Annotated in this window: 12 protein-coding genes and 1 riboswitch; of the genes, 5 read left to right on the top strand and 7 right to left on the bottom strand. The window is 59.6% G+C overall.

All coding sequences use genetic code 11. The features are described from left to right. Positions 1–20: 20 nt before the first annotated feature. Together araA and araB are read right to left on the bottom strand one after the other, a co-directional pair. Positions 21–1,523 (bottom strand): L-arabinose isomerase, encoded by a 1,503-nt coding sequence (araA, locus tag G7090_RS03785; protein ID WP_106994214.1) that lies wholly within the window; start codon positions 1,521–1,523, stop codon positions 21–23. 10 nt (positions 1,524–1,533) lie between these two features. Beyond that, positions 1,534–3,243: a ribulokinase gene (araB, locus tag G7090_RS03790; RefSeq protein ID WP_166181583.1), complete on the bottom strand. Its 1,710-nt coding sequence runs from the start codon at positions 3,241–3,243 to the stop codon at positions 1,534–1,536. A gap of 335 nt (positions 3,244–3,578) precedes the next feature. On the opposite strand from araB, the gene araC reads away from it, so the two are divergent. Both araC and G7090_RS03800 read left to right on the top strand, forming a co-directional pair. Continuing rightward, complete coding sequence (gene araC / locus G7090_RS03795; RefSeq protein WP_106994216.1) at positions 3,579–4,424, top strand: arabinose operon transcriptional regulator AraC; 846 nt, start codon at positions 3,579–3,581, stop codon at positions 4,422–4,424. Positions 4,425–4,553: 129 nt separating this feature from the next. Beyond that, entirely contained in the window at positions 4,554–5,321 is a 768-nt protein-coding gene (locus G7090_RS03800; RefSeq protein ID WP_166181584.1) for a DedA family protein, read from the top strand. Between the two features lie 6 nt (positions 5,322–5,327). Here the strand turns inward: G7090_RS03800 and thiQ are convergent, their stop codons facing one another. From thiQ to sgrR, 4 genes are all read right to left on the bottom strand, one after another. After that, positions 5,328–6,023 carry a thiamine ABC transporter ATP-binding protein ThiQ gene (thiQ, locus tag G7090_RS03805; RefSeq protein ID WP_166181585.1) on the bottom strand — a complete coding sequence of 232 codons (696 nt, stop codon included), beginning with the start codon at positions 6,021–6,023 and terminating at the stop codon, positions 5,328–5,330. Beyond that, positions 6,007–7,617, bottom strand: coding sequence for a thiamine/thiamine pyrophosphate ABC transporter permease ThiP (gene thiP, locus G7090_RS03810; RefSeq protein WP_166181586.1), 1,611 nt, complete (start codon positions 7,615–7,617; stop codon positions 6,007–6,009). The genes thiQ and thiP overlap by 17 nt, the downstream gene beginning before the upstream one ends. Continuing rightward, positions 7,593–8,576 carry a thiamine ABC transporter substrate binding subunit gene (thiB, locus tag G7090_RS03815; protein ID WP_166181587.1) on the bottom strand — a complete coding sequence of 328 codons (984 nt, stop codon included), beginning with the start codon at positions 8,574–8,576 and terminating at the stop codon, positions 7,593–7,595. The genes thiP and thiB overlap by 25 nt, the downstream gene beginning before the upstream one ends. Positions 8,577–8,610: 34 nt before the next feature. Continuing rightward, positions 8,611–8,710: riboswitch (TPP riboswitch) on the bottom strand. Positions 8,711–8,746: 36 nt separating this feature from the next. Further along, positions 8,747–10,402, bottom strand: a complete 1,656-nt coding sequence (sgrR, locus tag G7090_RS03820) for an HTH-type transcriptional regulator SgrR (protein WP_166181588.1) — start codon at positions 10,400–10,402, stop codon at positions 8,747–8,749. An 87-nt stretch (positions 10,403–10,489) separates the two neighbouring features. On the opposite strand from sgrR, the gene sgrT reads away from it, so the two are divergent. The 3 genes from sgrT (at position 10,490) to G7090_RS03835 (ending at position 12,301) form a co-directional block, all read left to right on the top strand. Further along, positions 10,490–10,642 carry a glucose uptake inhibitor SgrT gene (sgrT, locus tag G7090_RS03825; protein WP_166181589.1) on the top strand — a complete coding sequence of 51 codons (153 nt, stop codon included), beginning with the start codon at positions 10,490–10,492 and terminating at the stop codon, positions 10,640–10,642. A 103-nt stretch (positions 10,643–10,745) separates the two neighbouring features. Further along, on the top strand, positions 10,746–11,951 hold the full coding sequence (locus G7090_RS03830) for a sugar efflux transporter (protein WP_166181590.1): 1,206 nt from the start codon (positions 10,746–10,748) through the stop codon (positions 11,949–11,951). Positions 11,952–12,148: 197 nt separating this feature from the next. Beyond that, positions 12,149–12,301 (top strand): Hok/Gef family protein, encoded by a 153-nt coding sequence (locus tag G7090_RS03835; protein WP_106994224.1) that lies wholly within the window; start codon positions 12,149–12,151, stop codon positions 12,299–12,301. A gap of 89 nt (positions 12,302–12,390) precedes the next feature. Here the strand turns inward: G7090_RS03835 and leuD are convergent, their stop codons facing one another. Continuing rightward, positions 12,391–12,996, bottom strand: a complete 606-nt coding sequence (leuD, locus tag G7090_RS03840; RefSeq protein ID WP_166181591.1) for a 3-isopropylmalate dehydratase small subunit — start codon at positions 12,994–12,996, stop codon at positions 12,391–12,393. Positions 12,997–13,000: the final 4 nt, after the last annotated feature.

The following is a 13,000-nucleotide window of genomic DNA, read 5'->3' on the forward strand; positions in this document are numbered from 1 at the left end:
GCAGGCCAAAGGTTCCCCTGTTAACGTTTTGAACCGTAATAGACTTCGTTCCAGCGCAGGGCGTCTTTGAACGCCGGCATCCTGGTGTCGTTATCAATCACGGTCAGCTCGATGTCGTGCAGCTCCGCGAACTGACGCATATCGTTGAGATCCAGCGCATGGCTGAAGACGGTATGGTGGGCACCGCCTGCCACGATCCAGGCTTCGGACGCGGTCGCCAGATCCGGCTGGGCTTTCCACAGGGCGTTGGCCACCGGCAGTTTCGGCAGGGCGTGCGGGGTTTCCACCGCGTCTACGCAGTTGACCAGCAGGCGGAAACGATCCCCCAGATCGATCAGGCTGGCGTTAATCGCCGGGCCGGTGCGGGTGTTGAAGATCAGACGGGCTGGATCGGCTTTGCCGCCGATGCCGAGTTGCTGAACGTCGAGGATCGGTTTTTCGTCCACGGCGATCGACGGGCAGACTTCCAGCATGTGCGAGCCCAGCACCAGATCGTTGCCGTTCTCGAAGTGGTAGGTGTAGTCCTCCATAAAGGAGGTGCCGCCCTGCAGACCGGTCGACATCACTTTCATGATGCGTAGCAGAGCGGCAGTTTTCCAGTCGCCTTCCCCGGCAAAGCCGTAGCCCTGCTGCATCAGACGTTGTACCGCCAGGCCCGGGAGCTGCTTCAGGCCGTGAAGATCTTCAAAGGTAGTGGTAAAGGCATGGAAGCCGCCCTGTTCGAGGAAGCGCTTCATGCCCAGCTCGATGCGTGCTGCATCCAGCACGTTCTGGCGTCTGTCACCATTCACCTGTGCCGCCGCCGTCAGGCGGTAGCTGCTTTCATATTCATCCACCAGCGCATTGACGTCGCCATCGCTGACTTCATTGACGACCTGCACCAGATCGCCCACCGCCCAGGTATTGACGGAGAAACCAAATTTGATCTGCGCGGCGACTTTATCGCCGTCGGTCACCGCTACTTCGCGCATGTTATCGCCGAAGCGCGCCACTTTCAGATGACGGGTATCCTGCTTCGATACCGCCTGACGCATCCACGAGCCAATACGCTGGTGGGCCTGTTTATCCTGCCAGTGGCCGGTCACTACCGCGTGCTGCTGGCGCATACGCGCGCCGATGAAGCCGAACTCGCGGCCGCCGTGCGCGGTCTGGTTCAGGTTCATAAAGTCCATGTCGATGCTGTCCCACGGCAGCGCCGCGTTGAACTGGGTATGGAACTGCAGCAGCGGTTTGTTGAGGATGGTGAGGCCGTTGATCCACATCTTGGCCGGGGAGAAGGTGTGCAGCCACACCACCAGGCCGGCGCATTTGTCGTCGTAGTTGGCGTCACGGCAGATATGGGTGATTTCATCCGGCGAGGTGCCGAGCGGCTTGAGCACCAGTTTGCACGGCAGTTTTGCTTCCGCATTCAGGGCGTTGACCACATGTTCTGCGTGCTGAGTCACCTGGCGCAGGGCTTCCGGCCCGTAAAGATGCTGACTACCAATCACAAACCACACTTCATAATTATTAAAAATCGTCATTATCGTGTCCTTAATGTGTCAGGGTTGCCGTAGATTCCGGGATGCTCTTAACCGGGGCGGCGACAGGGAGATAGTGCTGCTCAGCGCTCTTCGCCCACTGCTGGTAGCGCTGATAAAGCTGTTCAAAACGTTGCGCCTGCTGTGGGCGCGGCTGCAGGATGCTTTCCACCTGGCTCGCCATATGCTGCTGCGCCGTCGGGATATCGGCATGGACTCCCGCCGCGACCGCGGCGAAGATCGCCGCGCCCAGGGCACAGCACTGATCGGAGGCGACAATCTGCATCGGACGGTTCAGCACGTCGCAGCAGGCCTGCATGATCACCGGGTTCTTACGGGCGATACCGCCCAGGGCCATCACCTCATTAACGGCGATCCCCTGCTCGGTAAAACACTCCATGATGGCGCGTGCGCCAAAGGCGGTGGCGGCCACCAGCCCGCCGAACAGCGCCGGGGCGTCGGTGGCGAGGTTCAGATCGGTAATAACGCCTTTCAGACGCTGGTTGGCGTTCGGCGTGCGGCGACCGTTAAACCAGTCGAGCACCACCGGGAGATGCTCCAGCGACGGATTCCTGGCCCAGGCTTCGGTGAGCTGCGGCAGAATTTGTTTCTTGCTGGCGTCAATCTGGGTTTTCAGTTCCGGGTGCGCAGCGGCCAGCTGATCCAGCGGCCAGCCAAGCACCCTGCCAAACCAGGCGTAGATGTCGCCAAAGGCGGACTGACCCGCCTCGAGGCCAATAAAGTCAGGTACCACGCTGCCGTCCACCTGGCCGCAGATACCTTTCACGGCGCGGTCGCCGACGCTGGCTTTGTCGGCGGTCAGAATGTCGCAGGTGGAGGTGCCGATCACTTTCACCAGCGTATTTGGCTGAGCACCGGCGCCGACCGCGCCCATATGGCAGTCAAATGCGCCGCCGGAGATCGCCACCTGCTGCGGCAGGCCCAGACGTTCTGCCCACTCGGCGCAGAGCGTGCCCACCGGGATATCGGCGGTCCAGGTGTCGGTAAACAGCGGGTAGTCGAGATTCTGGTTGATGATCGGGTCGAGCTCGTCAAAGAAGGCGGCAGGTGGCAGGCCACCCCAGCTCTCATGCCAGAGGGATTTATGCCCGGCGCTGCAGCGGCCGCGGCGGATATCCTGCGGGCGCGTGGTGCCGGAGAGCAGGGCCGGAACCCAGTCGCACAGCTCAATCCACGATACCGCCGCCTCGGCAACGCGCTGATCCTCACGGGTAACGTGCAGGATCTTCGCCCAGAACCATTCGCTGGAGTAGATGCCGCCGATGTAGCGGGAGTAGTCGCTTTTGCCGGGCTGATGGCACAAACGGGTGATGGCTTCGGCTTCTTCCACCGCGGTATGGTCTTTCCACAGCACGAACATGGCGTTCGGGTTGTCGGCAAACTCCGGACGCAGGGCCAGCACCTGGCCGTCGGCATCAATCGGGGCCGGGGTGGAGCCGGTGCTGTCCACGCCGATGCCGACGATCTGGCTGCGCTGTACTTCGCTTAACTCTGCCAGCACGGTTTTGATCGCCGCTTCCATCGACTCGATGTAGTCGCGTGGGTGGTGGCGGAACTGATTGTTCGGCGCATCGCAGAAGCGCCCCTCCTGCCAGCGTGGGTACCACTCAACGCTGGTCGCTATCTCCTGACCCGTTGTGCACTCCACTGCCAGGGCGCGTACTGAGTCACTGCCAAAATCGAGGCCAATCGCAATTGCCATGGTGTTGCTCCATCAAAAAACAGATATGCATGAACATTAGAGAGTGAGGGGGAAAATCGTCAGGCAGGATCCGCTAATCTTATGGATGATTTTGCTGTGACATGGGAAAGTGTGACGCCGTGCAAATAATCGATGTGGACATTTCTGCCGTGGTTATAGACACTTTTGTTACTGCCGACCCGCTCGATGTTACGGTTAAATCGCAACGGAAGCGTTAAGATGGCGGACCTAAAAGCGGGCTGATACCTTTTCGTTCTTTGACTGGCCCGTTTTTATGCCGCTTTTGTTGATATGGACAAATGGTTTCCTTCAGGACCGTCAGGAGTACAGACAATATGGCTGAAACGCAAAGTGATCCCCTGCTGCCGGGCTACTCGTTTAACGCGCATCTGGTGGCGGGGCTGACGCCCATCGAGGCCGACGGCTATCTCGATTTTTACGTTGACCGACCACTGGGGATGAAGGGTTATATCCTCAACCTGACCGTGCGCGGGGAGGGGGTGATCAAGAATGGCGATCGGACCTTCGTCTGCCGTCCGGGGGATATTTTGCTCTTCCCGCCGGGGGAGATTCACCACTACGGTCGCCATCCTGACGCCCGGGAGTGGTATCACCAGTGGGTCTACTTCCGCCCCCGCGCCTACTGGCATGAGTGGCTGGCCTGGCCGTCGATGTTTGCCCATACCGGCTTTTATCGCCCGGATGAGGTTCATCAGCCGCAGTTTCGTGAGCTCTTTGCCCAGATTATCGAGGCCGGACAGGCGGGAGGGCGCTATGCCGAACTGCTGGCGATCAACCTGCTGGAGCAGCTCCTGCTGCGCCGGATGGAGGCGATCAACGAATCCCTGAACCCGCCGCTGGATCACCGGGTGCGCGAAGCCTGCCAGTACATCAGCGATCATCTGGCGGACAGCCAGTTTGATATCGCCAGCGTCGCCCAGCACGTCTGCCTGTCGCCGTCGCGTCTGTCGCATCTGTTCCGCCAGCAGCTGGGGGTGAGTGTCCTGAGCTGGCGCGAGGATCAGCGTATCAGCCAGGCCAAGCTGCTGCTCAGCACCACCCGGATGCCGATTGCTACCGTCGGACGCAACGTCGGCTTTGAGGATCAGCTCTATTTCTCACGGGTGTTTAAAAAATGTACCGGGGCCAGCCCGAGCGAATTTCGCGCAGGCTGTGAATAGAAGGTAAATAAAACTAAACATATTCGCTGAATGCCGTTCACACCCGGTAAACTATTCAGACAATTGTTGTCTTGACGCAGCAGGCCTCTGTTCGCAGAATCCCTGCTTCGCCACCTGACCGGAACTGTTATGCAGGCATTGCTGGAACATTTCATTACCCAGTCCGTTACTTACTCGCTTATCGCTGTGGCGTTAGTGGCCTTTCTTGAATCCCTGGCGCTGGTCGGACTGATTTTACCCGGCACGGTGATGATGAGCGGGCTCGGCGCGCTGATCGGCAGCGGCGAGGTGAACTTCTGGCAGGCGTGGCTGGCGGGGATCGTCGGGTGTCTGCTGGGGGACTGGATCTCATTCTGGCTGGGCTGGCGCTTTAAAAAACCGCTCCACCGCTGGTCGTTCATGAAGAAGAACAAAGCCCTGCTCGATAAAACCGAGCACGCCCTGCATCAGCACAGCATGTTTACCATTCTGGTGGGCCGCTTTGTCGGCCCGACGCGTCCCCTGGTGCCGATGGTGGCGGGGATGCTGGATCTGCCGGTGACCAAGTTCATCGTGCCGAACCTGCTGGGTTGCCTGTTCTGGCCACCGATCTACTTCCTGCCGGGCATTCTGGCCGGGGCGGCCATCGATATTCCTGCCGGGGTGCAGAGCGGCGGCTTTAAGTGGCTGCTGCTGGCAACCGCGCTGCTGCTGTGGCTGGCGGCCTGGCTCTGTTGGCGGCTGTGGCGCAGCGGAACGGCCTCCGCGGATCGTCTGAGCACTTACCTGCCGCGCGCGCGCTTATTCTGGGTAGCGCCCGTCACCCTGGGGATTGCCGTAGTGGCGCTGGTGGCCCTGGTTCGCCATCCTCTGATGCCGGTCTACGGTGAGATTTTATTGAAGGTCGTCAGCCGCTGACTATCGTCAGTGGATCCCCAGCAGGCGCGATGCGCTGGCCTTGCCGCTCACCAGCTGTTCCGTATCGCCGTCCCAGGCGATACGGCCATCGGCAATCACCACAGACCGATGAGCGATTTTAAGCGCATCTTCCACGCTGTGGGACACCATCAGCATCGTCAGGTTCTGGCGTTCACACACCTCTTTGACCAGCAGCAGCATCTCCTGACGTAATGCCGGATCGAGCGCCGAAAAGGGCTCATCCAGCAGCAGAATCGGCTGCTCGCGTACCAGACAGCGTGCCAGTGCGACGCGCTGGCGCTGGCCGCCGGAGAGCTCGCCCGGCAACCGCTCCAGCAGATCGCCAATCCCCATTTGCGCCGCGATATCGCTCAGCTTCTGCTGTTGTCCGGCGTTCAGCCGGAGACCCGGATGCATGCCGAGGCCGATATTCTGGCGCACGGTCAGGTGGGTAAAGAGATTGTTTTCCTGAAACAGCATCGACACCGGGCGCGCAGCAGGCGGCGTGTGGGTATGATCATGGCCCTCAATGGTAATTTGGCCGTTGGCCGGTTGCAGAAAACCGGCCACCAGATTGAGCAACGTGCTTTTCCCCGCCCCGCTGGGGCCGAGCACGGCGATCAATTCCCCCTGGCGCACGGACAGGGTGAAGCGCATCGGCAGGTGCTGATAAAGCCAGGTTACATCAGTGAGAGTTAGCATCACGCCCCGGGAGTTTTTCGATAACGGTAAATAACGCAAAGCACAGCAGCAACAGCAGCAGTGCCGTGACGGCACCGTCCTGGCTGCGATACGAGCCGATCTGCTGATACAGCCAGAACGGCAGGGTGCGGAAATCATCATTGCCAAACAGCGCCACCACCCCGAAATCACCGATCGACAGCACGCAGGCAAAGGCCAGCGCCTGCGCCAGGGGGCGTTTCAGGGCGCGGAGTTCTACCACCCTCAGCCGCTGCCAGCCGTGCATGCCCAGCGAATCGCAGAGCAGGGTGTAGCGGGCGCTGAGATCGCGCATCGGGTTTTCCAGCACCTTCAGCGCATACGGAATGGCCATCAGGGCGTTGGTGAAGATGACGATGCCATCGGCGGATTCCGGCAGGCCGATAGTGCTGTTGAACAGCAGGAAAAACCCGCTCGCCAGCACAATGCCAGGCATCGCCAGGATCAGCATCCCGCTGAGATCCAGCGCCTGCCCAGCCACCTTTGCCTGACGGGCATATAGCTCCCGGCTGGTCCACAGCAGCATCATGGTCAGCACCACGCAGAGCAGCCCCGCCCCCAGGGCAATGCGCAGCGAGGTGCCGAGCGCCTGCCACAGCACCGGCTGTTGCAGCACCGACAGCAGGTTAAGATTCAGGCCATCCACCACTACCGCCAGCAGCGGCGGGAGTAACAGCAGCAGAGCGAGAGTGATCAGCAGGCCATCGGTCAGACGGCTGCGCAGGCTGTCCTGCGGATCGCGCCAGCCGGTAAGCTGGCTACTGCCCACGGCGATGGCTTTACCCAGCCGCTGGCTTAGCATCACCAGCCCCAGGCAGCAGACCATCTGCACCATCGCCAGCAGCGCCGCCCGGCCCGGATCGTAGTCGTAGCTCAGGGCCTGATAGATGGCGAGCTCAATGGTGGTGGCCTGCGGCCCGCCGCCCAGCGAGAGCACGGTGGCGAAGCTGGCAAAGCAGAGCATAAAGATCAGCGCGGCAACGGGCGGAATTTGACGGCGCAGCCACGGCCACTCTACGAAGCGGAAAAAGGACCAGCCGCGCATCCCGAGCTGAGCGGCCAGCTGGCGCTGCTCGCCAGGGATATTCTCCAGCGCCTGCAGCAGCAGCCGCGTCGCCATCGGCATGTTGAAAAAGATGTGCGCCAGCAGGATGCCCTGCAGGCCATAAGGGGAGAAGGTCCACTCCAGCCCGAGGGCCTGACAGAGTGCGGCAAGCCAGCCCTGGCGTCCGTAGACGCTGAGGATGCCGAATATCGCCACCAGCACCGGCAGGATCAGGGTCATGGCGCACAGGCGCAGCAGCGCCTGCCGTCCGGGGAACCGGCGCCGGTAGAGGGCGCGGGCAAGGAAAATAGCGGGTACCACGGAGAGCAGGGCGGAAAGAAACGCCTGCCAGAACGAGAAGCGGATGACGTGCCACAGATAGCTGTCGTGCAGCAGCGCCGTGACGTCGGTGGCTGGCGCGTTAAACCACAGCGCCAGAAATGCTCCCAGGGCGACGGTCACCATCAGGATGGCGGCGATCAGCCCCGGGAGTAACCAGCCGGCGATCAGCGGCTGACGGCGCGTTGCCATTCACTGACCCAGGCGGCACGTTTCCCGGCCACTTCTTGCGGAGAGTATTCCAGCGCGGTTTGCGGTTTGACCAGGCTGTCGAAACCGGCCGGTAAAGCGACGTCAGTCACCGGGTACATCCAGTTGCCGGTTGGGATCGTATTCTGGAACGACGGCGAGACCATAAATTTCAGGAACTTCTCCGCCAGTTCCGGCTGTTTGCTGGCATAGGTCCGGGCGGCGACTTCAACCTGCAGGTAGTGACCTTCGGCAAAATCAGCGGCGGCGTAGTTCTCTTTTTTCTCCGAAATAATGTGGTATGCCGGAGAGGTGGTATAGCTCAGCACCAGGTCGCTTTCGCCTTTCAGGAACAGCCCGTAGGCCTCGCTCCAGCCTTTGGTGACGGTAACGGTTTTGGCGGCCAGTTTCTGCCAGGCTTCCGGGGTCTTGTCCCCGTACACTTTTTGCATCCACAGCAGCAGACCCAGCCCCGGGGTGCTGGTGCGCGGATCTTCGTAGATCACGCGCCATTTCTGGTCGCTCTCAACCAGCTCTTTCAGGCTCTTCGGCGGGTTTTTCAGCTTGTTTTTGTCATACACGAAGGCGAAGTAGCCATAGTCGAAGGGTACAAAGGTATCGTTCTTCCAGCCGCCAGGAACCTTAACCGCATCGGTTGCCACGCCGCTTTTGGCGAACAGCCCGGTTTGCGTAGCCGCTTCCAGCAGGTTGTTATCGAGACCCAGCACCACGTCGGCTTTGCTGTTCTTACCTTCCATCCGCAGGCGGTTGAGCAGCGAGACGCCATCTTCCAGCGCCACGAATTTCAGCTCGCAGTTGCAGTCGGCTTCGAAGGCTTTTTTGACCGCCGGGCCAGGGCCCCAGTCGGCGGCGAAGGAGTCGTAGGTGTAGACCGTCAGGACAGGACTGGCAACGGCAGGCAGCGCAATGAGCGCCAGCAGGGGAAGAACAGTTTTGAACACTTTGCACCTCTGTATGTGAGAGTGGCAAAGGATTTTGAGCGACAGCCTCAAATCCCTTCGCCGGCGTTATCCGGATCAGGTTCGACGGGTATTTTCTCAGCACACGCTTGCGCGCAGCACCCCGTTGAGAACGACGGTATTGTAATGATTTGGTGAATATTACGAAAGTGTTAAGGTTCCGGCGGTGCAAACCACGCCGATTTAAAGTCAAACCAGCCCAGGGTATTCATGCGTAAACCGCGCATACTGCGCTGCCCCTGGATCATCAGCCAGTGGTGGATCAGCGGGACAATCGCCTGCTGGGACAGTAGCTGCTGGCACCAGACGGCAAGGTTCATCTCGCCCGCACGCCACTGGGCGGCGTCCTGCTGCCAGTCGCGGGGAATACAGTGCTGCAGGAGCGGGACTTCATACAGATGCGAGAACAGCGAGAAGTCGAGGGGCAGGGTGAAGTTAACGCTGTTGAGCCAGATATCGCTCACCGTCTCGCCGCGATGCCACTCCTCATAGCTGACTTCCTGAATGTTTAACGTCACCTGCTCGGCGGCCAGAAGCTCGCTCATCATTCGGGCGATCACCCGGTGCTCGATATGTTCGCGGTAGAAGGTCAGGGTGAGGCTCTCCAGCCCGGCCGGTTTGTCGCCGCGTCCCGGGCGGGCGTGGTGCCAGCGCGGCAGCAGGCCATACGCCGGGAACCAGTAGGATTGATATACCTCCTCGGCCTGGTAGATCAGGTTCGCCGGGGAGAGGATCCGGCTTACCCACTGCCGCACCTCTGCGCTGGCGCCGCGGTGGGAGCGGGCGTCGAACAGCAGATAGTAGCAGCCCTCTTCCAGCCGGCTCTCCACCGCTTTCTCGCCCTCGGTGGGCCCTTCCAGCGTCAGGCCGACGCTCAGCTCTTCGTTGATATCCGGCAGTACCCAGACGTTGACCTCATCAATCAGCGCCCGGTAACCAAAGTAGTCATCGAAGGCGCGGATCTTCAGCTGGTTATTGTTGTTGCGGGAGACCGCATACGGCCCGGTGCCCACCGGCTGGCTGGCAAAGTTGTGCATCGATTCCCACTCGCGCGGCAGGATCATCGACGGTACATATCCCAGCAACCATGGCAGCCAGCGGTCGGGCTGCGAGAGCTGAATATCCAGGGTCCAGGCGGTGGGGGACTGGACCCGGGTAATGTGTGAATAGAGGGGCAGCTCGCGGGCGCGCTGCAGGGTGGCAATGACGTCGGCCATCTCCAGCTCACGTCCATGATGAAAATGGATGCCGGGCCGCAAGAAAAAGCGCCAGTGCAACGGGGAAAGTTGCTGCCAGTGGTGGGCAATATCGGCTTCCAGTTCCCCGTTTTCCTCATTTATGCGCGTCAGGCCACTAAAGATCTGCCGTGCCATATGGGTTTCGGAGCGCCGTAGTGCGCTGCCCGGTAACAGGTTTTTCATCGGGCGATAGTAGAGCACCCGCAGGATATGCCTGCCCTGGCGAAAGCTGCGGCCCAGGTGGGAGACCAGCATCTGGCGTACCGCGGCCTTGTCACCCACCAGCTGCACCAGTTGCTCGATGCGATCCTGCTCGAGGAGATCTTCTGCCCGCTGCTGCTGCAGGGCGAGGCCGGTGTAAAGGAAGGTGAGGCGGGAACGTTTGCCGCGCCCGGCTTCGGCCTCCCAGCTCAGCCAGCCCTGTTGCTGCATGGTATTAAGCAGGGTGCGCATATGACGGCGCGAACAGTTGAGCAGCTCGGCCAGTTCGCTGAGCGTGGTCTCCTGGGGTTGGCCGTCACAGCACTGCCACAGGCGGATGAATTGTTGTTGCAGACGACCAGAGGGCATAAAAGAGGAACTCCTGACAAAAAATCAGCAATTTATTAATCCCTATATTAGGCCAATAATCTTCTTCGATGAAGCGAGGAGGTGAATATGAAGAGGTCGACCACGAATCAGTTTTACCAACAGTACTTCTCAGCGACAAAGGGAATGTCCTGGCTGGCCCGCCGGTGTGCAGAGCAGCGGCTGAAAATACTGGAAGATCTGATGCAGTGGGAGGTGACAACGTCGACCTCGGAACGCTGAATGGCTTCGATCATGTGTGACTGAGTATTGGTGCGAATCACCACGCCAGCAGGTATTATCTGCTGGCTTTTTTCGTTTTCACTTGCGCTAAAGGGAACAGGTAATGCTCTGGTTAATGACGATGGGACGCCGTCTCAACGGTGTTTATGCCGCCTTTTTAATGGTGGCTTTTATGATGGGCATCGCCGGTGCGCTGCAGGCCCCGACCCTGAGCCTGTTCCTGAGCCGCGAGGTGGGGGCCCAGCCCTTCTGGGTAGGGATTTTTTACACCGTCAACGCCGTCGCCGGGATCCTGGTCAGCCTGTGGCTGGCGAAACGATCCGACAGCCAGGGCGATCGCCGCAAGCTGATCCTCTTTTGCTGCGCGATGGCGATCGGCAATGCGCTGCTGTTTGCTTTTAACCGTCACTATCTGACCTTACTCACCTGCGGCGTACTGCTGGCTTCGCTGGCCAATACCGCCATGCCACAGCTGTTTGCCCTCGCGCGGGAATATGCCGACAGCTCGGCGCGGGAAGTGGTGATGTTCAGCTCGGTGATGCGTGCCCAGCTGTCGCTGGCGTGGGTTATCGGCCCGCCGCTGGCCTTTATGCTGGCGCTTAACTATGGCTTTACCGCCATGTTCTCCATTGCGGCGGCCATTTTTGCCATCAGCCTGGGGTTAATCGCCTTTGCGCTGCCCTCCGTTGCCCGGGTGGATTCCGCAGGCGCGATACCGGTGACCCAGGTCAGCGGCTGGAAAAACAAAAACGTCCGCAGGCTGTTTATCGCCTCCACTCTGATGTGGACCTGCAACACTATGTACATCATCGACATGCCGCTGTGGATCAGCAGCGATCTGGGCCTGCCGGACAAGCTGGCCGGGATCTTAATGGGCACCGCCGCCGGGCTGGAAATTCCGGCGATGATCCTCGCCGGTTATTACGTCAAACACTTTGGTAAACGGCGGATGATGGTGATTGCGGTGGCGGCAGGCGTGCTGTTTTATCTGGGGTTGATCCTCTTCCACAGCCGTGAAGCGTTACTTGCCCTGCAGCTGTTCAACGCGGTCTTTATCGGCATTGTCGCCGGGATTGGCATGCTCTGGTTTCAGGATCTGATGCCGGGGCGGGCAGGTTCAGCCACTACGCTGTTTACCAACAGCATTTCAACCGGGGTGATTCTGGCGGGGATCATCCAGGGGGCGCTGGTGCAAAGCTATGGTCATTACGTGGTGTACTGGGTAATTGCAGCGATTTCGCTGGTGGCGCTGGTGCTGACCTGGCGGGTAAAAGAGAGTGAAATTCTGGAAGGCGGCTTCACGAAATGAGAGCCCATTCTGACAGCGGGGGGGAATACGAATAGAGTTCAGGTGGGTGCTTGAGGCTGTTTGCCTGAAGCATTTGCGCAAGGGTAGACAGAAGAAAGCCCCACTCAACTTAACATTGATGTGAGGCTACCCTACACAACATACTTGACCCTATGAGGGTAGCCTCTTCATCGCTGGAAAGCAATAAGGAGGCTGGAATGCCAAAACGTACTCTGCTGTTAGGTTTGTTGATGATCTGTATGACGTTATTGATCTTCACCTGGATGGTTCGCGACTCGCTGTGTGAGCTGCGATACCGACAGGATCATACAGAGCTGGCGGCAGTGTTAGCGTGTGAAGTGAAACGTTAAGGCGAGGGCGGGGAGATCTTTCCCCGCCTTTCCAGGTGTGTGGTTGGCTCAGGCACCTTTTTTAATGGCCCGCTTAGCGGGCCATTAAATTAACTCATAAAGGCTGGCTGTTTGTTCTCGTAGGCCGAAATCGCCTCTTCGTGCTGCAGGGTCAGCCCGATACTGTCCAGGCCGTTGATCATGCAGTGGCGACGGAAGGTATCGATGTTAAAGCCATAGGTTTTATCGCCGGCTTTTACTACCTGCGCTTCCAGATCCACCTCAAAGGTCATCCCCGGATGGCTCTGCACCAGCGCAAACAGCTCGTCGACCTGCTCATCGCTTAACGTCACCGGCAGCAGCTGGTTGTTGAAGCTGTTGCCGTAGAAGATATCGGCAAAGCTCGGGGCAATCACCACTTTGAAACCGTAGTCGGTCAGGGCCCATGGGGCGTGCTCGCGGGAAGAGCCGCAGCCGAAGTTTTCCCGCGCCAGCAGGATCGACGCGCCTTTGAATTCCGGGAAGTTCAGCACGAACTCCGGATTCGGCACTTCGCCTTTGTCATCCAGGAAACGCCAGTCGTTAAACAGATGGGCACCAAAACCGGTGCGGGTGACCTTCTGCAAAAACTGCTTGGGAATAATAGCGTCGGTATCGACGTTGGCCGCGTCCAGAGGGACCACCAGGCCAGTATGTTGGGTAAATTTCTCTGCCATGATG

It is taken from the genome of Leclercia sp. 29361, assembly GCF_011290365.1.
Classification (GTDB): Bacteria; Pseudomonadota; Gammaproteobacteria; order Enterobacterales; family Enterobacteriaceae; genus Enterobacter; species Enterobacter tamurae.